This window comes from Psychrobacter proteolyticus (assembly GCF_039762275.1).
Lineage (GTDB): Bacteria > Pseudomonadota > Gammaproteobacteria > Pseudomonadales > Moraxellaceae > Psychrobacter > Psychrobacter proteolyticus_C.
On record NZ_JBDLOB010000005.1, the window covers coordinates 56,703 to 79,659 of the forward strand.

General features: G+C 39.6%; 14 protein-coding genes and 1 CRISPR repeat array. Of the genes, 3 read left to right on the forward strand and 11 right to left on the reverse strand.

The features are described 5' to 3' along the window. Positions 1-310 precede the first annotated feature (310 nt). The 3 genes from ABFV72_RS09165 to ABFV72_RS09175 all read left to right on the forward strand — a co-directional run bounded on the left by ABFV72_RS09165 (position 311) and on the right by ABFV72_RS09175 (position 7,650). On the forward strand, positions 311-1,105 hold the full coding sequence (locus ABFV72_RS09165; RefSeq protein WP_347163331.1) for a class I SAM-dependent methyltransferase: 795 nt from the start codon (positions 311-313) through the stop codon (positions 1,103-1,105). Between the two features lie 964 nt (positions 1,106-2,069). Beyond that, positions 2,070-4,439, forward strand: coding sequence for a hypothetical protein (locus tag ABFV72_RS09170; protein ID WP_347163333.1), 2,370 nt, complete (start codon positions 2,070-2,072; stop codon positions 4,437-4,439). A gap of 1 nt (position 4,440) precedes the next feature. Next, the gene (locus ABFV72_RS09175) at positions 4,441-7,650 is read left to right on the forward strand and encodes a site-specific integrase (protein ID WP_347163334.1); all 3,210 of its coding nucleotides are present in this window, start codon (positions 4,441-4,443) and stop codon (positions 7,648-7,650) included. A gap of 330 nt (positions 7,651-7,980) precedes the next feature. Here the strand turns inward: ABFV72_RS09175 and ABFV72_RS09180 are convergent, their stop codons facing one another. From ABFV72_RS09180 to ABFV72_RS09230, 11 genes are all read right to left on the reverse strand, one after another. Continuing rightward, entirely contained in the window at positions 7,981-9,369 is a 1,389-nt protein-coding gene (locus ABFV72_RS09180) for a GntP family permease (RefSeq protein ID WP_347163335.1), read from the reverse strand. A gap of 718 nt (positions 9,370-10,087) precedes the next feature. After that, a CRISPR array of direct repeats spans positions 10,088-11,677; the repeat unit is 28 nt; unit sequence TTTCTAAGTCACCTATGCGGTGAGGAAG. A 178-nt stretch (positions 11,678-11,855) separates the two neighbouring features. Continuing rightward, positions 11,856-12,461, reverse strand: a complete 606-nt coding sequence (cas6f, locus tag ABFV72_RS09185) for a type I-F CRISPR-associated endoribonuclease Cas6/Csy4 (RefSeq protein ID WP_347163336.1) — start codon at positions 12,459-12,461, stop codon at positions 11,856-11,858. A gap of 3 nt (positions 12,462-12,464) precedes the next feature. Beyond that, positions 12,465-13,475, reverse strand: coding sequence for a type I-F CRISPR-associated protein Csy3 (csy3, locus tag ABFV72_RS09190; RefSeq protein WP_347163337.1), 1,011 nt, complete (start codon positions 13,473-13,475; stop codon positions 12,465-12,467). A 67-nt stretch (positions 13,476-13,542) separates the two neighbouring features. After that, entirely contained in the window at positions 13,543-14,514 is a 972-nt protein-coding gene (gene csy2, locus ABFV72_RS09195) for a type I-F CRISPR-associated protein Csy2 (RefSeq protein ID WP_347163339.1), read from the reverse strand. Beyond that, on the reverse strand, positions 14,511-15,890 hold the full coding sequence (csy1, locus tag ABFV72_RS09200; RefSeq protein WP_347163340.1) for a type I-F CRISPR-associated protein Csy1: 1,380 nt from the start codon (positions 15,888-15,890) through the stop codon (positions 14,511-14,513). Before csy1 ends, csy2 begins: the two co-directional genes overlap by 4 nt. Before the next feature lie 90 nt (positions 15,891-15,980). Continuing rightward, positions 15,981-16,214: a DUF2188 domain-containing protein gene (locus ABFV72_RS09205; protein ID WP_192524384.1), complete on the reverse strand. Its 234-nt coding sequence runs from the start codon at positions 16,212-16,214 to the stop codon at positions 15,981-15,983. Positions 16,215-16,476: 262 nt separating this feature from the next. Then, positions 16,477-19,959: a type I-F CRISPR-associated helicase Cas3f gene (gene cas3f, locus ABFV72_RS09210; protein WP_347163341.1), complete on the reverse strand. Its 3,483-nt coding sequence runs from the start codon at positions 19,957-19,959 to the stop codon at positions 16,477-16,479. Positions 19,960-19,962: 3 nt separating this feature from the next. Beyond that, entirely contained in the window at positions 19,963-20,955 is a 993-nt protein-coding gene (gene cas1f, locus ABFV72_RS09215; protein WP_095570167.1) for a type I-F CRISPR-associated endonuclease Cas1f, read from the reverse strand. 176 nt (positions 20,956-21,131) lie between these two features. Then, on the reverse strand, positions 21,132-21,452 hold the full coding sequence (locus ABFV72_RS09220) for a hypothetical protein (protein WP_347163343.1): 321 nt from the start codon (positions 21,450-21,452) through the stop codon (positions 21,132-21,134). A 10-nt stretch (positions 21,453-21,462) separates the two neighbouring features. Beyond that, positions 21,463-21,753, reverse strand: coding sequence for a hypothetical protein (locus tag ABFV72_RS09225; protein ID WP_095570169.1), 291 nt, complete (start codon positions 21,751-21,753; stop codon positions 21,463-21,465). Then, on the reverse strand, positions 21,740-22,951 hold the full coding sequence (locus ABFV72_RS09230) for an Arm DNA-binding domain-containing protein (protein WP_102090996.1): 1,212 nt from the start codon (positions 22,949-22,951) through the stop codon (positions 21,740-21,742). The genes ABFV72_RS09225 and ABFV72_RS09230 overlap by 14 nt, the downstream gene beginning before the upstream one ends. Positions 22,952-22,957 lie beyond the last annotated feature (6 nt).

Genomic DNA, 22,957 nt, shown 5'->3' on the forward strand with positions numbered 1-22,957 from the left:
TGACATATAGCCAGTTTCTTATATTAGTTATCGGTGCAATATGCAGGTATCAGCCTCTAGGCTTTGTCCTTATTTTTTTAGGTTCTAGCTATATAGTTCTAACAAAATGATCAGCAAATTGTCTTAAAACCTAGTAATTATTGAAAACTATTAGTTATAAATAACAACTTAATACATCATTATTAATTCCAAATAGTATCATGTATATTAGTGTTTGTTCTAGCAGTTAATGCCTATTACATAGTTAATAGAGTGCTACCTAATTTTTTAACTTTCTTTAAAATAAACTACCTTATAAGAGCAATGCATTATGAATACCACAAACAAAAAGCAGCCAAAGGTTGAGTCTAAAACTCATAACCATTTGGTAAATGAGCAATTTGGTTCACAAGCTGAAATGTATCTAAAAAGTAGTGTACACGCTTTTGGACAGGAATTTATTGAGGCAGAAAATTTGGTACAACAATTTGACAGTCCCTACGTACTGGATTTAGGTAGTGGTGCTGGGCACATTAGTTTTTATACTGCACCCTTTGCTCAACAAGTTACCGCTTACGATTTGTCTGAGGATATGCTAAAAATTGTCGCTGATTCAGCTAAACAAAAACACTTGGATAATATTATAACTGTTAAAGGCATTGCAGAGTCATTACCTTTTGCTGATAATTATTTTGATGTTGTGATTAGCCGTTTTTCTGCACATCATTGGCAGGATGTACCCCTCGCTTTACGCGAAATGCGCCGCGTATGTAAGCCTAATGGAAAGGTAATGATGATAGACATCATTGCACCAGCAAGTCCGCTCTGTGATACTTTTTTACAGACGATAGAGGTATTACGTGATAATAGCCATGTGCGTGACTACTCAAGCAGCGAATGGCAACAGATGTTCTATCAATCAGGCTTTAATGTCAGTCAGACACAAACTCATAAACTCAAGTTAGAATTTAACAGCTGGATAACCCGTATGCGTACACCAGATCTCTATGTTACTGCTATACGCGAACTACAACAGAATATTGGTCAGGAAGTGAAAAGTTATTTTAATATACAAGCAGACGGTACATTTACTACGGACGTATTTACGTTAATTGCCACTGTCTAGTGTAAAAGCTTACCAATCTATTATTTAATAAATTTTCTGGCTTGCTATGCCTATGCCGACAGAGGCTATAAAAAATTCATCCCAGTCCCACTGTAACTTTTTAATATTGGACTGACTATAGCAGTTTTTTGGCAATCTATTCTTTCTAAAAAATAATTTAATATAAAAGCTACGACTCTATATGAATCGTAGCTTTTTGCGTTTATCGATATTATTAGCTACGCCAACCCTCTTATGGCAGGATGGTTATCATTTATTTTTAAAGTATGTAGTGTAGAAACTAAGCTCAGATGAAATAGGTATATCCTGGTATATACTGGTATAAGTAACTGAAATTACTTAATATTTTCCAATAATTGCTTGCAATTTCTGTAGATGATAGTAGATTGATTTATATAAGATTTCAGCAAGTATGATTGGATTTAACTATTTATGATAAAGACTTACTTAAACGATATAAAGCAAAAAAAGCTGAGTGTTCATAAAGCTAATATTGGCTACTATAAAATATTTAATCACCTTATCTTACCTTACATGTTAAAGAGTGATATTGAGTTTTGGACTCGAATTCAGTGTTCGCAAGTTTTTCAAGTGGAAAAGCAAGGTAGTAGAGGATATTTATTCTACGACAATTTTTTTATTCTAAATTATTGTCTAATTACCGATATACAAGATATCAGTATCTATGAATCCGAATTAAATTTTAGCGTTAGTAAAAAGTTAACTGACTCTCAAATTAAGTCTTATGCTTTTAATGAGATAATATTTTTTATCACCAGATATAAGGGTGTATTAAATTTAGTTGACTGTTATCAGCAATTAAAGAGGCAGCTATCTGAGGATGATTGTATAAGGTTGTTTAACAGTGTGAAATTAACGACAAAGGTATTTGTCAACTTAATTGGACTCTCAGAAGCCGGTTACTACAATTCGCACAAAAAAACTCCTTTAGAGGAGTCGTACGATGAATGAAGTTGAAATCGATTTTGGAATACAGCAGTTGCTACCGCATGGTATTTCGTACGACAACATAGATGAGCCCAAGCTGATTAAATCTATCTTTTATCATTACCATTCGAACACTCATCAGTGCTTAGACTTCAACGCTTTAGTTTCTACTCTTCCAAATTATGATAGACCCAGAAGAAATCATAAGAGAGCAGATATTCACTGGTTACTGGCCCTTATTAAACATAATTTTGAAGATTTAACTGACTATAATACTAACTATGCGCTGATTAGAGAATGGTTAGGGTTCGCCATTTATCTTAGTGTGTTATCACACATTCATCTAAACCCAATACAAGCCAAGAGCATATTAAAGAAATTTAAAATATATGGATATACACAAACTGCAGACTATCAGTGGTTTTGGAGTCATGATTTTTTTCAAACTATATTACCACTCTCAAGGCTAGAGTTTGACTCGCAATATTTACAAGCCTTAATAGATGACCTTAATGAGCGTGCTGAAGTATTAGCGAATGCACGGTGGGAACAAAACGATACTAACAACTATAAGAAACGTGCGCGTCAGATAGAGCAAATCCATCAGATAATAGAATGGGCCTACTATCCTGAAAGAAAACATAAACGAAGTAGTAAAAAAGACAAAGAGCAAGTAGGGACGAGTGATAATAGCAACTCTAAGTCAGATAAACCTGACAAAATAAAAGACAAACCTTTGCAAAATATTAAAGCTGAACCTATACCTGTTAACGCGCAGCCTCATTTTCATGGATTTTTCAATACTGACAACGTGTCTGATCCTATTGATAATAATCCAATAGAATTAATACCTTTTTGTGAAAAGCCATCTCTTTCTGAGGAAAGTGTTTCTGTTGAAGAGTTGGTAGATGCTTATAATTCAGATTATTTTTTCAGCTATCCACAGCCTGATCTCTCTAAACGTATCGCACCACTTCATAACTATGAAGAATCGGTACAGCAAACCTACATGGCAGCGCATGATTTTGAGCTTGCTACTAATGTTCGCTATCTTTCAAAAATGAGCTGTCAGGCAGTGTTTAATCATTTAGTAACCTACAGCGAACAACCGGTAGCAGCTCTCCTGCTATTTTCTCTGATCACTGGTTTACCTATCAAAACATTATTGATTCCTGATTTTTTTAGCAAAAGTACGTTGCTTGAGTACGATAACGAGCAGATATTTATTATGCATAGGTTAGGCGTAAGTGATAGGGCAGAGCTTAAGACTTCTTGTTTTGAAAATAAGTCAGATCTCATTTATCTACCACTACCTATAGGTTTGACCTGCAAGTTAGCAGAGGTTAGTGCGTCAGAGCTAACGATGGAGAAGGTAAAAGAGTTTATTAAAGCCATGAAAGGTCAGCTGGAGATTGTTTATCTTACTGATACTCGCATATCAAAAATATTACATATGTATATCCGCCGATTTACACCATCAGGTAATGAGCATTATGCAGATTTAATTTGCCGTACACCTGCCTCTATCGCACCTGCAATTTATTACAGTAGCCATTCAAACGATGACATCGTTTCTGTTTATAAAGATTGTTTGATCTCATTAAGTGCAGGGTCAACTTACAATCTTAGCTACTTTGACAAGCCAGTACCACATTTCTCTACAGGTAGCATGCAGGTGCTCAACATTAAACATGTCAAAAACCTAGTCTTAGATTTAATGTTATGGGTTTCTGGCAGTGAAACAGCATTTGAGCTATTTAATCGATATAGTATCTATACATGGTATGCCATTTGTTTGTCCACAGGTATTCGAGCTAATAACGGTATTCCAGGTTCAGTCAATCAAATAGATGAAGAAATGGGCTGGTTGATCGTAGATGACAAGCCTAATCGTAGTAGTAAGACAGATCGATTAATACCTCTATGTGCAAGTGCCAAACAACTAATAATAGACTACAAAATTTTTTTACGAACCTTTAGGGTGACCTTTATTGAAAATAGAGAGTTATCTAATCTTATTACCGAGACGCTAGATGATAATGTTGAATCAACAGTTATTAATCTTTTAGAGTCTATGCACCAGTTAAACCCTATTAAACGTGGAGATATTACTAAAGCGACGCCTCATGAGCTAGATATTGATCCCTATTGGGTTCGGCATTTTGTGCGTACTCAGCTAGAGAGACTTAGCACCCCAATACCGCTGATCAATGCAATTATTGGCCACGAAAAGCGTGATCAAGAGGCGTTGAACAAGTATTCTTCAATCTCTAAGCAGCAGATCCATAAAGTAGGTCCTACTCTTGAAATTATTGCACAAACTATTGGCATAAAATCATTAGCCTCTATCGTAGAAGAGCGCTTAAAACAACTGAGAGCTGATTAACATGTCTGATATTCAAACCACAGAACCTAGCGTTTGGATAAATCCAAACGGACGAATTACTGATAAATTTTTCATCAAATTATCTACAGGTTATCAATTAATTGATTCAGAGAGTCGGCTAACACCTTTAGAGTTAAACAAACGTAGCCTACTACTAATGTTTCAAGAAAATTGGGATACTTTGTTCGATAAGGCCAAAATGTGTTCAATAACTAAAGGCCAGCGAATAACTAATACAAATCTGGAAGTGTTTTATAGTCAGATGACGTCGAGTATCCCTACCTACTGCTATCAAGGATATCCTTTAACACAGGCCTATACACTGCTGAATGAATTTATCGCTTACCAAAATAATAATTTTCAGACCCAAACGACTGCATATCCAATGCCTCCAAAAGCAGTTAAAGCTAAGGTCAATACCTTAAGTATTGAATCTGACTGGATCAAAAATGGTAAGAAAGTGAGTAGTATTTTGACAGTTGTTGGTCGCCATTGGCTAGATACGGATTGCTATACGGAAACCCAGATTATAGGGTGGCTAATATTTTCAGCAATGATATATGGAGGAATCAATGATAAAAAGACGCTTGTAAGCTACATAAATACTATTAGAGAACCGACAAAACGCCAGCCTTTTATAAATTTTAATATTATTAGTCAGGGGCACTATAAGAACAGAAAATATGGCAACGAGTATATTACTGATAATTTGTATTGCAATCAGCAAATTGTTTTAGACCCCGTCACACGGTGTTGGTTGATAAGGTTAAATGACTGTCATAGTAAAGCTAGGATGATATCAGCGCTTGATGAGCTGATACACGAAACGCTGACTGAAACGAGTATTGAAAGTATATTAAAAACTACTTTAACTCCACTGCTAGTTAAGCAGAGTATCAAGACACCAACGTTGGCATTCATGCTCTCTAATAGCAGTTATATTTGGGAGATGCTACCTGATGTGAATGTAGATCAGGCATTAGTAACCGTTATGAAAGGCAAGCAGGATACCGTTGGACTCACAAAAAAATCGTTTGAACGATTACTTCATCAGAAGTACCAGCCTATTCAAAAAGTATATGAGAACAAAGAGTTTTTGGATCTTGAAATCATTGCTTCCAACGGTGAAGATGAAAAGAAATCCTCTCGCCGTCAGGCAGATGATGAGCTTGATCTTATTAAAGCGCTTAAAAATATACTACACAAAAAGTATGAGCATCAGAATAAGTCCAAGTCTCAAAGCAACATAATCGACGAACTATTAAAAATATCGCATGACTCTTCAAGTTTGAGCTATAAAATATTAATACGTTGGGTATTATCTCTTGTAGAAAAAAAGGGAATTAATAATGAGTCTATCAGCAAATATATAACCGCTATAGGTTATGAATGGCTAACGTTTACCAAAGACCAACCGCTTGAGAGTTGGACAACTGAATATTTCGAAGAGCTATATGATGAAATACTTGATGATATGGCTGTCAAAGATTTAAGTTACCCGGCAAAACGTCTACAAGCAATACATAAGTTTGCTGAAGTAGAATATGGATTCCCAAAGGTTAAAGTGCCTCTTACGTCATCGCAGCGTAAAATTCGCTCTGAATGGTTTTCTCCACAACTATTTTCAGCACTTATAGAACAAATGCGTATTGGCATTGATATTGTTGAAGCCGATATGCTCACTATTTTATTCACTATCGCGTATCGTACTGGCATGCGTAAAAAAGAGATCTTAGGTCTTAAATATGCCGATATCGAGGGAATGCAGCGTGACAAACCGTCAGTTATGATACGTCCAAATCATTATCGTTCAATCAAAACAGACAAAAGCATCAGAGAGGTACCGCTATTTGCACTGTTAAAGCCATCTGAATTGGCATTGTTTATTAAGTTTATTACTATTAACAAGACGAAGAATGATCAGCGTTTTATTTTTACACTGTCATCCTCACATATACCTCTTGCTGACCATGTTCCAATCAAGCTGCTCAAGCTATTGCATAAAGATATAGGGGGATCTGATCATATAGGTATGACGTTTCATGGATTTAGGCATACAGCGATGACTAATCTAGCATTAGTAATGCAAGGTCATCCTGACTTAGTCATGAGTATGACTGACTACAATGAAGAGGATATTGAACGTATTAAAAAGGGATTACTGGGTGAAAATACTTGTGGTTCAGATTTGTGGTATAGCTGCGCTCATCTTTTTGGACACTTATCACCTGATAGAGGTTTCGAATATTACAATCATACCGCATGGCTAATGGCGTCTTATAGTCTTAGTCAAGCTAGTATTCGATTGCCTTATAGCACATTTAAAAATATTACTGGTATAGATAAAAAGCGATTAAAAGAGAATGGATATAAAGGTGATACCAATAACATAGATCTGCAAAAGATACGAAAACTATTGTATCGACAAGTATTGAATAAAGATTATAGAAGTCCAAAGCAGTTTGCTATCCAAGAAAATATTAATAATGCAGTAGTAGCGAATGCACAAGATGATAGTAGAAACATGCTATTACAGCGGTATGGTCTACGAAGGATTATTGGGTTTTTAGAAGATATGGTAGAGGATAAAAACGTTGATAACGTAGCTGCAAAATACGATATTAATAGATTACATGCACAGCAGTATTTTGATAATGCTATGAATGTCCATAACATACTATCAACAAAAGGCCAAAAGCGGTTTTTCGCTGAAACAGATACTATTAAGTTAACCCCATCATTACTGAAGAGTGGTCGTGAGCAGAAGATCTTAAGTCAGTTCTTTACGAACGCTACTACAGTTAGAGACCAAAAAAATGAACAATGGAATCAGTTTATTATGGTGGCGGCTTCTAAAATGAGCACTTCGCGTCCTAGTATCAACTTCTCTATAAAAGATATGAATGCAGCAGTAGATTTTATAAAGCTTGGGGCTGAACTTATAGGAGATAAGTACTGGCTTGTAAGAGGTAATGAAGAGATAATTTCACTATTTAAAAAAGAGCTATCAGGCTATTCTGACTTAAAATTCGAAACGTATAAGCCAGATAATATTATTAGTCTAGGTATACATAACCCGAACAGCAAAAAGAATTCAAAGAAAAATAGCAACATTGAAGTCTCCAATTACGAGTATTCGCCCTTATTGAGGTTTGCTATACATTTAACTTTAATCTTGGATTTGGATAATCAGTTTTTGAGAATGATGTGAATTTAGATTGGAAAGTATTTTTGGATGAGGTTGTGGTGGGCATGCTATCAAAATAGTGAAACCGTTATCTGCTCAAAACTATATACAGGACCAATCATTGAGCCCTTATGGTGATGTATGCTTATAGAGTATAAAAAGAAAAGTAATCAATGAAGCGGTAGTGATTCTGGTGTCTAACTGTGAATATTTATAAATGTGATTAATGAGTCCAGTAAGGACTCATAAAAATAGCGCCCAATTCAGGCGCTATTTTTATTTAATTTTTATGATGCAAGACTAAGACTGCAGTAGTAATCAACCCTTCCATAGTGTAGATAGTGATCTTTCTTTTTAAAAAGAACCAAACAGAGTGCCGAGTATAATCACTAGGACAAGAGCAATTAAAGGAATGACCACAGCAGTCGCAAATATATCTTTATAAGACTCTCTATGAGTCAAACCACAAATAGTTAGCATTGTTATTATTGCCCCATTATGTGGTAATGAATCCAAACCGCCGGAAGCCAAAGAAGCAATACGATGCATTAATTCGGGGTCAATATTATATTGTTCTGCCAATTGCATATAGCTTGCACCCATGATTTCTAATGCTATACCCAAACCACCGGAAGCTGATCCTGTAATACCTGCCAGAACATTAATCATAATGGCTTCTGATATGAGAGGGTTTCCAGGCGCAATTCCCATAAGAGACTGTTTGATAATAGCGAAACCTGCAAGCGTTGCAATCACGGAGCCATAGCCTACTTCTGAAGCTGTATTAAAAATAGGCAGTAAAGATCCGGTAGCACCTTTGTTTAAACTTTCTGCCACACTATCTATTCTTTTGAAACTCGAAGCAATCACAAATATACAAGCTAAAAACAACGATAAAATAATGGCCCATATACCAATAACTGAGCTCAAGGCTACGCCACCAAATTTTTCGTCAGCTAAGTAACTGTTGTTCCATAACGGTATTATAATTTTTGAAAAAGCATAGTTGCCTATTATTACAATGAGAATAGGCGATAATGCGAGCCAAAAATTGGGTATGTCGATACCTGAATGAGGCTCTTTTTCATTTAACGTATGATTTCCATAACCTTCATTATTTGCACTTGCAATACGCGTTTGGCGATTCATCCACAACATACCTCCGCCTAGCATGACTATCGAGGCAATAATGCCTAAACCAGGAGCTGCAAATGCATCGGTCTCAAAATAAGGCATCGGTATAACATTATGAATGGCAGGTGAACCTGGCAATGCCGTCATGGTTAAGGTTAGGGCACCAATACAGATGGCTCCAGGTATCAGTCTTTTAGGTATGTTCGTCTGCTTAAATAAGGCGGCAGCAATGGGATATATTGCGAAAGTAACGACAAAGGCTGATACACCTCCATAAGTCAAGATTGAACATGCTAAGACTACGGCTAACAAAGCATGTTTGTCTCCCAGTTTATCCACTATATTGCGTGCGATGCTATAGGCATAACCAGAGTCTTCCATCAACTTGCCAAAGATAGCACCTAAGATAAATAGCGGGAAATATTTCACAGCAAAGCCACCAAGTCCCTGCATAAATACTTCAGTATAAATCCCCATGGTTTGACTGCTATCACCATTTAAAACAACAGCTAAGATAGCGAGTAAGGGCGCTAAAACTAATACGCTAACCCCTCTATAAGCAAAATATATCAAGAGTGATAAAGACAAAAAAATTGCAAAAATACTCATAGTTTAAATTCCCTTCCATGGAAAAATACGCTGTAAAATTATACTTTGTGAATAAGATAATGCTTCTAATAAGCAGAATTTAGTCTGGTTATTACGCGATAAAAATTTCTAGGCTCTTCTTCGTAGTTGCTATTTAGACAGGAACCTGTCGTAGTGAGTAACGAATGGATGAAAATATCTTATGCCATAGCGTAAAGGGTTACTAATATCTAACCATTTCTTAGATAGAGCATTAGGGCTAATGCCTAGTATATTTATAGAGATATATATGACTCGAATTCTTCTCGATATCAAAGCGTACTCATACATTAAACACACCACTAGGGCTTTATAGCTTAAGTTAATACTATTTGATCGGTGCCTGAAGAGGTTTGGCTTATAAGAGTGAATTGATTGAATGGTTGTTCATAATTGCTATCCTTAGCATGAATGAAATACGATTAATACAACTGCTATGACAATGTGATGTGCAAACACTGAAAGGTTTGCCATTGTTTAAATACAGTTATATATAAAACGATACATTATGTATCGAGTTAAAATCTAACAGAGATATAAACAAATATCAACTACTAAACCTTAGTAGTCATTAGATAGTTTCAGTGGTTTACTCTGAAAAATAAGACGGTACTATATTGAAGCGATCGTAGAGACAAATTTGATAAATTGATGATACAGTGATGAATGTGCTCTACTTGATTTGCTTGTAATAGGTCACTTTCTAAGTCACCTATGCGGTGAGGAAGATAGCCTTAACCTCGTCTTGCATACCTTCGTATTTCTAAGTCACCTATGCGGTGAGGAAGAACCACTGATAGAAACATTAACCATTCTAGAATTTCTAAGTCACCTATGCGGTGAGGAAGGGCGCTATTGGCAAGCCTGACTGCTCTACGATTTTCTAAGTCACCTATGCGGTGAGGAAGGTCCGTTTCGCTGCCTGGTTGTACTGGTGTGTTTTCTAAGTCACCTATGCGGTGAGGAAGATTCCTGAGTTGTATTAGTTGGTGGGTAGGCTTTTCTAAGTCACCTATGCGGTGAGGAAGTCCCCAAAAGAGACACCGCTTGCCCTGAGGCTTTTCTAAGTCACCTATGCGGTGAGGAAGACTTACTCCAACAGTGACTCAAGACGATTTGATTTCTAAGTCACCTATGCGGTGAGGAAGCAGGTTACAACGTCGCTGTATTACCCGTCAGTTTTCTAAGTCACCTATGCGGTGAGGAAGATTAAATTGATGCCGATGTTATTCGTACGTAGTTTTCTAAGTCACCTATGCGGTGAGGAAGACAAAGCAGGTTATTGGGTATCAGCAATTGATTTTCTAAGTCACCTATGCGGTGAGGAAGACAGTGCTTCAGATACTTTTGGGCGATTTCTTTTTCTAAGTCACCTATGCGGTGAGGAAGATATTTTCTGCCATCACATACCCTCCATTGGTTTTCTAAGTCACCTATGCGGTGAGGAAGAAACGGTTACATTCGTAAAATCCAAAGAGTAATTTCTAAGTCACCTATGCGGTGAGGAAGATAGTGAGTGTGCAAAGTATCTTGATACGTTTTTTCTAAGTCACCTATGCGGTGAGGAAGTAAGCCTGAACGCTACTTTGATGCTTGGCAGTTTTCTAAGTCACCTATGCGGTGAGGAAGGTCACAGACTACGAGCCAAAGATTGAGGGCGCTTTCTAAGTCACCTATGCGGTGAGGAAGAAGCAAGAACACATGGATGCGATGTGGGCTATGTTTCTAAGTCACCTATGCGGTGAGGAAGTACGGTCCACCTTGTCGTTGCCGTCTAGTCCTTTTCTAAGTCACCTATGCGGTGAGGAAGGAAGTAGGTTACTACGACAACGGCGTTTACATTTTCTAAGTCACCTATGCGGTGAGGAAGTTTATCGATACCAACGTTTGACGTAATGTCTATTTCTAAGTCACCTATGCGGTGAGGAAGCTACTAGGTGCTGAGGTGTGCCCCATCTTAATTTTCTAAGTCACCTATGCGGTGAGGAAGAGCTTCAGCAGTTGAGAAAGGCGTTCGACCTTTTTCTAAGTCACCTATGCGGTGAGGAAGACCCCGTGTCATTGTTCACAGGTGGTAAGCAATTTCTAAGTCACCTATGCGGTGAGGAAGCATCAGCCACCTCTGCTTCCTGCTCGTTAGCATTTCTAAGTCACCTATGCGGTGAGGAAGCATCTCACGTTCTACGTCAGCAGGAACTACACTTTCTAAGTCACCTATGCGGTGAGGAAGGCTCCACCATTGCCATACGTGCAAATACATCATTTCTAAGTCACCTATGCGGTGAGGAAGAGGAATTATACCTCAAAAAATTCAGTTACAACAAGGCATGGAGGTCAAAATACCCTATTTTACCCTCCATTTTTCACCCTATCGTAACTGATTGATTTTATTACAAGTTTTTAAATAGCTCAAAAAAAGGGTTTTTTGTCCCAATTTTTGGGTAATTCGTCATTACCTTATAAGTAGCTTACCAATGAGGCACAGTAACCTTATTTGCCGCATTGTTAATGCCATAGCTGTTAAACGACCCTTGAGTTTCGTTATTTGCTATTTCTTGAATGATGGATAATGCGTAGGGTTGATTGTTGCTGATGCTCCTTAAATTAATATACGGATAGGGCTTGTTATCCTGCTTGTGTTTGGCGCAGTGTATCAGTGCCGCCTCCAGCGTAATGCCTTTGTGCTCAGCGAATGCTTCAGCTTGCTTAAGCACGTTTTTATAGCGGTAGCGTCTAATCACAACGTGCCCTTTGGCTTTGTCGCCAACTTCATTGATGCGCTTCACATGCACATAGTCCGTCAATCGCTCTAGCCATTTATCGAGATCTAGAGTCTTTAAATCCTCTTTACTGGGAGCAAAGACTCGAAGTTTTAGACCAAGCTTGGATGATCTACCCTTTTCGTCATAATGATAATCAGGAAAGCTGACACCGACGGAGTCGATGCCGTGCTCATTTTTCATCTCTGCTAATGCAATATGAAATTGGGTAAATAGTTTGCTCCAGATGAAGTAAGGGGCAATCTCAGGGTCAGGGATGAGGGTGACTTCTTGAAAATGGGACATCTGACTCATAAGTTACTCCTTGCCGCTGGCACCGAATACGCCGCCACGGATAAGTACGCCCATGACATAATGCTGCTGGTTTACGTCTGGCGATTCACCTTTTAATACCCAGTTATCAAACAGGCTGTAGAAGTCCATTTTATCTTTAGGTTGACGAAACGCTGTACCCAAAGTCGTGACTGCACCATAAGGTTCGATAGCAATAGGGAATTCGGCTTCAGGATACCAGTCATCGATAGTGCGAATGGCATTGCTGACTTTTTGAGAATGCATGCCTGCTTTGCCATTAATCTCATACAAGATTTTACTTTTGCTCTTGCCCGTATCGAGTACCAGTTCTTGCGAGGGATAAACTTCTTGACCGTAACCCATTATGGCAGCGGCTTTGACGTATAAAATGATAAAAGCGTTGCCATTTAAGCCCTTTTCAATCAGCTTAGCCAATTCATTGATTTTGCTATCGTCTGTATTGAAGTCTTTTAGTGAAATGGACTTTGCATCAAATTCGAAGTCGTGTTCAGTGCCATCAATATCACATTTAACATTAACCTTAATGCTTTCAGCGCCTACACGATTGCGCCATAACCAGCGGGCATTGGCAATATTACTAGCGTAGCGACGAGCCAACTCATTAACGCCTTGGTTATCCAAATAATCCTGTACCGTTGAGACTAAGGCCTGTTGATAATCTTGGTCGTTACAGACGCTTGGTTTACCGGTGAACGGCAACACCTTACAGCTCCACGTTACAATCAGAGTATCATTGGTTTCATCTAATGAGGCTGAATCTACCGTTTGTAGATTGGCTTTTTGAATCTCGGCATCGAGCTTGGCAGGGTCTTTAGCAATGGCGCTTTTTTGACGGTTGCTAATCGTACCTCTGACAGATTTTTCGTTAATGGTTACAGGACTAATTTTAGCGTTAGCAGTTTGGCTGTCTGTTTGTGCAAAGAAACCATCTGAGATATCAAGGTTACGCTCAAAGGCTAGGACGGATGCAGTTTTTAGGGCTGTTTTTGACATATTACTCTCCATGATTGTAAGAAATTAAAAGTTAATTGAATGGGTTATTGATTAGAACAAAGTAAAATTAAAACTCTCGATTTTGAGTGACTAAATAAAGTGATTCATCAGCATCATAACGGTAACGCCAAAACGCATTAGCAATATCATTATCACCGCCGACACTATTTAGACGCTGCGGATAAACCCACTTACCAAGGCTATATATAGCTTCCACATATTGACTAGGATATTCAGGATTGCGCACGTTTTGCATCATGCCAGCGTCATATAAATCAGAGATACCTTGATAACCTATCGGCATAGGCACTAGCCAGCCGTGTCCGCTTTTACGTGAGGTAGTTAGCCACTTTATATCGCCGTTTTTTTGGGTTTCAGGAATATGATGTAGTGTACAAACATCTATCAAAGCGTCTAGTGGCGTCGCGTCTGGGTTGCCTGCTTGCACCTTATCGATAATCTCGGCAAAGTCGTCCTGCGCGTCCATTAACACAAAAGCAGGCAGTAATTGCGCAGTAATAGAGCTGACGTCATCTTTACCAAAGAATTGCACGGGCTCAAACCTTGCTAAGCCCCTTACGCTACCACCAGCCATACGCTGCTGCTGTAGCCACTGCTTGGTTTTTTGGATGGCATAATCTTGCTGCTCATTAGTTAAGGTATCTGTACCTAATATCTCGACTACGAATGTCATCACCAATCGGCATTTGCCTTCTTCAATTATAGAGGCGGTTTTGCCATCTTTTTTGATGGGATTGCGTGTTTGATTAAAAGTGTAGTTGTTATAACTATTAGGACGATACATTTGTGGTTGGCAGTCGTGACAGGCAAGCAGTACACCGCCTAAACAGACATCAGAGAGCAGCTCATCATCTACCATTTTTCGTGACATCGCATGAAAGCTACCCAAAAACCCAGTGATAGCGGGGAAGCCATAAGTCAGCGGACTTGAGATAGTATTCGCTCCTTCAATGACGACCTTTTTAAACATCAAATAGCCAACTACACCAATAATATTGTCATCATCTATGCGACTCATAAAAATACTCCTTTGCCTGCGCGCTCGTAGCGTTTTTTCATATCCTCAATCTCACGCTCCCACTCCAAATGCTCAGCATCACCAAAATCGCTAGCAATGTGCTTAAATTCAGCTTGCATTAAGGTATTGAGCCAACGCGCAAAACGGTGAACGATTTGACTATGCCAAGCGTCATCTTCTTCACGTTCTGCTTTGAACTCAGCTTGACCATCAAGGTCGGCGCGTTTGGGATCTAGCCAAAGCTTCTCAATGTGGTCAAGCTCATAGTCTGTTGACCAGCCAGCATGTAGGGTAGTGCGTATATCTTCTGCTGCGGCAAATATCTGATATAACACTTCATCGATAGCTCGTTTGCGCGCGTCTCTGACATCGACAATATTGCGCGTATCATTAATGGACTTAAAAATATTTTGGATGGCTTCGCGGGCGTTATATTCCATGCCAGTGCTAAAGATACTATTAGCAAATTTAGACAACTTAAAAGCGCGGTCTTGTTTAATGATGGGAGGCAGAGAGGGGAGGAGGTAATTACGGCCACCTTGTTTACTCATGAGCAGGCTGACGTTTTGCGGCTTAGTGCCACCAAGCTGAACGGTTGCTAAATTATTCAAGCTCACATAAGGACGCTGTTCGGCAGTTTTCTTAAAGCGATTATCGCGTGCGGCTTTATTGTCATCAGAAAATTTAAGATGATTGATGCGTTGGTAAACTTCATGGGTAAGTACAGAAGGATAAAGCGGGACGATATTAATATAATTAAGCTGCTCAATATCGGTCTCTTCATAAGCGTTAATGACCCATAAGGTCTGTTTGTTACGCTCATGAGTGACTGGCTCAGTAATGTTATTTTGCAAAGCCTCTTTAAAGGTTTGGTGGTAAGTATTTGCAAGAGTTTGGTCACTGTTAAGTGAAGCAACAAAGTCAGTATTATCTGCTAAGATAAAGTCACGAATTTTAGTTGTCTCATTTATTTCAAAATCGAAAAAAGCGGCCAGGGGCAGGGCAGCGGCATTGCCATTGGCATCGATATAGCTACTATCTATTGAGTGCGTACCGACGATGGTTTTGGGTAAATTATTTATGACTTCAAAACTAACGTTATCGCCCTTGGCGTCAGGGTGTACCCCTTTTGAGATATGCGTACCAAAATTTAATTGCTTTGCCATGCGCGTTGCAGCGTCAGCAATCCAATTATTGACGCTATATTTATCTTTAGCATCTGCTAAGGTTTCTTTTAACTCTGAAGCCTTTTCATGCTCCTTATCTTCAATGGCTTTAGCGAGCTGTTTTTGCTCGGTTTCAGTCTTTTTGTCGTATTGGCTAGCAAGAAAGGCGTTGACCGCATTGCTTGCTAGCTCTGGGGGTATGTCAGTCATAGATTGTATCCTAAATAACGTTTAGTAATATTCTGAGGATGGCGTATAGATATGAAATACCTATACGCCTTACAGTATCAGAAAATAAGTTTATCGCTTATCTTTAGGGGGATAAGGATCATTACCATGGCTATCAGCATTGCTGATTCTGCCATCTTTATTATGAATAACTAATTCAGACTCTTGATTGCGACTGATTCCACGCGCATGGTCAACTGCATCTGTTTTGCGCTCATGATGTTTAATGGCACGTTTGCTACCACCACCTTTAACATCCCAGCCACCTTCCGAATTTGGCACAACATGATGTGTTTTTCTCGCCATAATCAATTACCTCGTATGAACCTATAAGTAAAAGCCAACATCAGTATTGAATAGTTGACTAAAGCATTAAAGCATAAGCTTAAATTATAATAAACCATGTCATACATAATATTAAATTTATATTATTGATTTGTTATTATAGTACACCATTGCTTAAATGGCTTAGAAAATGTCATACACAATATTAAATTTCACCACCGCATAGGTGGATTGGCTCAATCAAGAAGCACGGTTAACGCCGTGCTTTTTTCATGCCAATAACTCACTCACGCACAAAGCCAAAAAACTCATAAAACGCCCAGCCTCGACTGTTATTAGCCTTGATGCTATCAAGAGATACCGAGGAGTAGGTAATGGCTAACGAACGCAAGCTCTTATCAGGCTGTGCCACTTGTAGATCCTGCAAGACGTCATTCAATGAAGTACTCAACCACGGCTTTATTTGCGCGTGCTCAAAATTAAAGTCTAGCGGCTGAATGGTTTTATTATGAATGGTAGATTTAACTAAACCTTTTTCAAATACATCTTCTGCATAGTAAGCATCAAACCCTGTCGTTGGCACATCAGTTTCTTCATCATCATTGACCATGCGCGGAATTAATAACCAATCGTCTTGCGGAGCGCCCGCTCGAAAAGGACTGATTTGCTGTAGATGAGTATGCGTACGATTGGCTGTGGCTTTGCTATCCCAGTAAGCATTGACATAGTTAAGCTTAGGGTTGTTAAGTAGATGCCGCATAACTTGGTGTTCGAGGTCGCTCAGCGTTTCTACTGTTTTATCATGAGCTGCTTTAATTCTAGGTCTGGCATCAACTTGTGCTAATTGTTCTGCTGTCATTAGCTCATTCAAATCGTAGCTTGGTGGTTTAAACAGCGTGGTCTCAAACCCTGGATGGGTAAAGATAGGGCGCTTGCCATTAGGGTGCTTAAAGTAGCGAATATTGTATTGCAGCAGCAGGATATTTGGCTCATTAGCAACCTTGTCAGGACGATGTCGCCAGACACGCCCAGCCAGCTGGATGATAGAGCGCATAGAGGAAGGTTCTACGATTGCCCAGTCATAATCATGGTCGCGCCCGACTTCTGCGACAGGAGTAGCCAGTACCATAAAGATATGATTTTTATTAGGGTTATTAGCAATGGCTTGCTTAATCTCAGAATGATCAAAAATGCCAACTTTACTATCGCTACGGTCTAAAATTCTATCCAGCTTATTCTCCAAAGCATTGCGCAGTAGTAAAAGCTGCTTAGCGTGATAGCACGCTACATGTATAACCGTGTCATCTGGCACCGTTATGCTGTCTGCTTTAAATAACTGCATAGCGATACTGGTAATGTTGTTAATATTGGCAACGCGAATGAGTCCAATGCTTACCCGCACATCTTTATCAGCTTGAAGCTTATTATCAGACACTTCATGATACTTATAGTGCAAGCCTATGGCAGCATCAACCAAAGTCTGTGCCAAAGTGCTATAAAACTGCGACGCTTTATCCTTTGTATAGTTAGCTGAAAAAGGCAGTATTTCTGCCTTACGTCTGATAGGTTGCTGGGCTAAATAGCTGGCACGTTTTTCACAAAATTGTTTATGACTGTTTTGAAAGCCATTAACGTCGCTGCATTGTTCCGATAGCATCGCTTTGGGCTGTTCATCGAACCATGCGCAAACTACTTTTGGCGTAGGTTTATTCTGACTTTGATTAAATAGTTTTCGCCCCTCCATATAGGCTTCAAACAGTCCTGTCACCAAGTCAGGGGTCAAGGTTGCAGATGAAAGCAGCACTCGCGTACCAAAAAGTCCTGCTAGATGCACTAAACGCGACAGCGCAGGCAAGTCAGCTTGATCAAAGTCATCAGGTTCATCGAGTATTAAGTCACTACTGAGCAGTCGCAGTATGGGGGCAATATATTTACCACCACGTTTGCACTCAGAGGCTTGGATAATATGGTCAACGGTGCAGGTCACGATAGGCGCAAATATTAAATCGCGTGCTTTAGGGCTAGCGATGACCGTATCGAGATTCAGCGCCTCATAGTCTTGATAGTCAATGTCGCTATCGACGATTTCATCTAACAAATCTTCGCTGGACTCACTACCGAAAGTTTCAGACTCATTATCAGGCTCATCGTCCTTTTTATATTCACCGATAATGTCAGTAATATCATTAGTCTTGTTATCGTATGCCAGCTCAAACAATTTTTTATTGGCACTACCACCGACTAATATGGCTAACTGGTCACCTGCCAATTTTAAGTTTTTACGAAAGCTTAAACCGGTTTGCAAGGTTAGAATCCGCAGTCCTAAAGCGATAGTAAAGCGCGCTCCTTTTTTTGGGTCAGCTAGAGCGTACATGATACGTGCATTACCGATGGTTTTACCTGCGCCTGTCGATGCCATATTAACTCCAAAAAACCCATGCTCGCGCGTGGCTTCTTGCAAACCATAAGTCATCTTGAAAGCTTGATTCTGCCATTTAAAACGTTCAATCCCAGTAGGTTTAGCTAATGGATCATGATTACGTAGTGTTGGCATTTCACTGGCAATGATAGGAAGTGCACGACAAAAATGTGCTGTAAAAGCTCCGACACCTAATAGATGCTCCTCAAGAGATTGCTTAACGGTTGGCGTGCTGGCGGTTCGGTCGGTATTAGCGGCTAAATTTTTAAAGCTGCTATCGACTGTGATACAGCGAGAGTCGTCTTCTTTGAGACTAGAGTAATTGTGGTCACCTACCATTAAACACAGACGTGATAAATGTAATAAAAACGGGTCGCTGATGGCTTTCTTATCCTCAGAAGCTTGTTGACTTAATTGCATTAAGGTCGCGTCATTTAAGGCTTTTTTAGACCAACGCTTGATATTCTTTTGCCAAGCTGGACTATTAATGACTAAATGCTCAAATTGCCAAAAGTCCTTTAATTGTGCTTTGGTCATCTCCTCTAACGACTTAGGGTTTTTTACCCAATAGTCGAAAGGCTCAATTTTTCCATAAAACTGATTTAAGTCTCTTTTAATCTCTAACGTATTTTGAGGTAATTGCAAACGTTGAATATCTTTGTAAGGGTAAAAAACCTTTTTGATAGGTGGCAAGCGGTGATGAGTGACAATCAGCCAAGCAACCCACTGTGCTAGGGGCGGCATAGCTTTTATATTGACGACATCTTTATTAGCATTAGATAGTAGATTGTCTATATTGTTATTTTCTAACCATTCATTTAAATTCATTAAATGGTCAAGCCATGCTTCGTCAGTGCTGCAATCGCCAATCATCAGCTCAAACAGTTTTAATGATATCCATTCATGCCGATAAGAGTCGCCTTGTTTACTACCGACAAGGAGTTTCTTTTGAAAACCAACCGTTGATTTGCCAATGTCGTGCAGTAGCGCAGCAATGGTAGCAATGATTTGGATACTACTGGCATACGTCCAATCATTCTCCCATTCACTGTGTAAGATATTACGCTTAGTACGGTTCACAGGAACCACACCAACCTCATTAAACCGCCGCTTATTACCCACAATCCATACCAACTCCGTCAGCTGACGAGTCTTATTACGATGACAGCTGACCGCCGTAGATTTGGTCGCTGACTTACGCAAGAGCTGCTTAACCGTCTGTAGCCCATCCTCAGTAATAGCCGTCTGCCAAACGTTATCACCAATGCGGTTAGCAAAGGAGTCTAAGATACGCCGTGTACGCTTAAGTGATTTCTTCTCACATTGAGAGACAAAGGTAACAATCATTTTCTACACTTTCCACTTAGTCATCGCCAACTGTTTAACCACCTCAAACTGATAATCCAGCGCTTTGTGCTTGGTAAACATATTAATGCACTCTTGACGAAACTCTTGCTCGCTCATGTTTTCGCTAGCGCAGATAAAGGCGAGGGGTAGCACCAGTGCGTCCTTGATAATATCGGCAATATCGAACACCAAGGCACCGCGCCGTGTCTTACCATGCATCACCGCAAAACCGTGCGGAATGCCAAGCGTCCATGAGGTCGTGGCACCGAGACCGTACGCCAGATAGTTGCCATGATTTAAGAAGCCGTTAGCTTTATCGATACCATCGTGCTCACGGGTAAAGCCATCATAACCCGTATTTTTGGCAGCTAGCTTATACAGTTGCTTGGTCAGGCGGGCTTCCAATTGCAATAAATGCATAACCTCTGTCTGCTTATCGATTTGCTGAATATTATCATTGAGCAGTTTCTGTATCGCATCGATATTGCTGTCAAAACCCCACCGTTTAAGGTCGCTGTCTTTATTCCATACCGCTTGCAGATAAGCAACGCGAGCTATTTGCAACTGCTTGGCTGCAGCAAGGCGTTTATCATCATCCCACCACCAGCTCATCCAACCTTGAATATATCCAGTCGGTCGATACTCGCTTTGCGGAGTCATCCACTCAACATAGACCTCACGCTCTGTGCCCATAAATAACGGCATACCACCACCGCCGCAAAAGCCAACTAACACGCCTGCTTGTGATAGAAGGCGCATCGCCGCTTGAGTAATGGAGGTGCCTGTACCAAGTAGAATGGAGGTAGTGTTAGCGATAGGAATATTATAATAGAGGTTAGCTTTGTCATCTTCAGTAAGATATAACACACGTCCGTTCTTTTGCATGACTCGGCAATGCGACAGGTAGTAGATATTGGCACGTTTGGAGTGCAAAATGGTTTTGAGATCTGAAGAGACAAAGCTATTGTCGGTATAGGCATTATTGGGTTTCGCCATTATAGTTCCGTCTATTAACAGTGATAAAAAATTGAATATGAATTCACTTTAACGAAACTTTGTTGACAAAACAATATTTAAAAGGACATTAGCGACAACAGATGTCGTTAAAGTTTTAAAAAGCAATAAGAAACCAGACAACCTAAGTTGTCTGGCAATAAATTTTTTCTAAAAACCTATCTGTCTACAATAAGCTGTCCACCAGAAAAGCTAATACACCCCTCACAAAACCAAGAATTTAATCTCCTTGCATAAGGTACATCTGCTGGGACATCTAATTGATAGGGACGACCACAGTACTCACAGTGTACGTCATCTAAATAAACCTGACATTTTGCAAGTGTAGCAAATAAAACATCAGTCTCCGTGTTGTGGTCATAACAAAGCAGTTCTAAATGCGCTATATAATCACTGGGCGATGCATAGGACCAATACTTATAGCACAGACGCTTTGCTGTATCCTCCAGAGCTGAATCAAAGACGAAGTTCATACTCATAATACCCTCCTTAGTATCCATAGCCAGTTTGAGGTAGGAGCTCGTAAAGCTTACTCTGTAGCTGACTACACATATCATCAACGACATAGTCAGGATTGGCCTCTAAGCGCATTTGAACCCATATGCGCAGCGCCATATGATTATCAAAGCAACTATCAATACTTAGGAACCTAGCCAAACCAGTACCTGACTGAATGCAGAGCTCACAGATGAGGTAGTTAGCAATATTATCTGCGCCATTACTGACATAGCCACTAGGTTTAAACGTCGCATGCAGTTTATCGTAATCAATCATTTTCATTGTGAGGCCCCTTATCGGTAGATACCTGAGCAATCTGACTGCGATTGACCAATGCTTCAAACGCACTACCGTCCTGCCTAGTCATGTTCGGTACGTAACGGCTATATGTGTTGAATAGCATCTTGGTTGTAGAGTGTCCCATTTGACTGGCAATCCATTCAGGACTTTCGCCAGCAGCCAACCATAGCGTTGCTGCGGTATGACGGGTCTGATAAGCATTGCGCTTCTTCAGACCTAAAATCTTAAGAGTAGGGTGCCAAACACGCTTATTCACATTGTTGTAATCAAGTGGCTCACCCGTATGTGCGCAAAACACATAGTCAGATCGCTTATAAGTGATGGTCTGCTGTTCCTTCAGAGCATCGTAGACCCAAGGTGACATTTGAATTGCACGATAAGACTCTTGAGTTTTAGGAGGAACAATTTTGCCTTTAACATAAGCTTGTTTGATCACAATCTCACGTCGATTAAAGTCAATGTTCTCCCACGTTAACCCATCAATCTCACTCGTACGCATACCTGTAAAAAAACGTACCAGATAATAATTGCGATAGTCTGCTCTCACCCCATTAATAAACGTCCAAACCTCACTTAGTGTGAATGGTTGGATATCCGTTTTAGGTTGCTTGAGCGCATTGATATCGTAGTAAGGATTATCAAATTTATAGCGTTTAGCCGCTTCTTTTAGTATCATACCCAAAGGTACCATTATCGAATTGATGCGTGCCGCTGACAGATGTTTGTTAGCTTTTCCGTACGTTACTTTGGCGAGCGATGAACGGAAGGCTAATACATCTGTCTTTTTTATGAGATGAATGGGCTTAGTCCCAAACTTAACAATCAAGTACATATCAATAATCTCCTTTATTTTGCGCTTGTAAGTATCACGCCATTCAATTTCTTTTTCAGCAAACCATAATTCTGCAAACTGTTCAAAAGAAGGCGTATCGGTACTAATGCATTCCTTGCGGTCGTTTAACGCTACCATCTGTGCCGCTTTATCACTTTTTGGAAAGTACTTAGCGTAGTTGAACAGTCCTAAGATGATTTCTGCTTCCATCTTCTCAATCACTTTTTCAAGCTTCTTGCGATTTGCTGGTGTGTCTGTTAGGTTTGTCGTCTCCCGACAGCGTATACCCATGTAATAAAAATCGACAAATAGCATATTGCTCCCTCTACGGGTTCTAATACTAGCCATCCTATT

Bases quoted from the DNA above. Each gene is read 5' to 3' on its own strand.
- ABFV72_RS09165 (WP_347163331.1), top strand. From the start codon at position 311: ATGAATACCACAAACAAAAAGCAGCCAAAGGTTGAGTCTAAAACTCAT.
- ABFV72_RS09170 (WP_347163333.1), top strand. From the start codon at position 2,070: ATGAATGAAGTTGAAATCGATTTTGGAATACAGCAGTTGCTACCGCAT.
- ABFV72_RS09175 (WP_347163334.1), top strand. From the start codon at position 4,441: ATGTCTGATATTCAAACCACAGAACCTAGCGTTTGGATAAATCCAAAC.
- ABFV72_RS09180 (WP_347163335.1), bottom strand. From the start codon at position 9,369: ATGAGTATTTTTGCAATTTTTTTGTCTTTATCACTCTTGATATATTTT.
- cas6f (WP_347163336.1), bottom strand. From the start codon at position 12,461: ATGAGTCAGATGTCCCATTTTCAAGAAGTCACCCTCATCCCTGACCCT.
- csy3 (WP_347163337.1), bottom strand. From the start codon at position 13,475: ATGTCAAAAACAGCCCTAAAAACTGCATCCGTCCTAGCCTTTGAGCGT.
- csy2 (WP_347163339.1), bottom strand. From the start codon at position 14,514: ATGAGTCGCATAGATGATGACAATATTATTGGTGTAGTTGGCTATTTG.
- csy1 (WP_347163340.1), bottom strand. From the start codon at position 15,890: ATGACTGACATACCCCCAGAGCTAGCAAGCAATGCGGTCAACGCCTTT.
- ABFV72_RS09205 (WP_192524384.1), bottom strand. From the start codon at position 16,214: ATGGCGAGAAAAACACATCATGTTGTGCCAAATTCGGAAGGTGGCTGG.
- cas3f (WP_347163341.1), bottom strand. From the start codon at position 19,959: ATGATTGTTACCTTTGTCTCTCAATGTGAGAAGAAATCACTTAAGCGT.
- cas1f (WP_095570167.1), bottom strand. From the start codon at position 20,955: ATGGCGAAACCCAATAATGCCTATACCGACAATAGCTTTGTCTCTTCA.
- ABFV72_RS09220 (WP_347163343.1), bottom strand. From the start codon at position 21,452: ATGAGTATGAACTTCGTCTTTGATTCAGCTCTGGAGGATACAGCAAAG.
- ABFV72_RS09225 (WP_095570169.1), bottom strand. From the start codon at position 21,753: ATGAAAATGATTGATTACGATAAACTGCATGCGACGTTTAAACCTAGT.
- ABFV72_RS09230 (WP_102090996.1), bottom strand. From the start codon at position 22,951: ATGGCTAGTATTAGAACCCGTAGAGGGAGCAATATGCTATTTGTCGAT.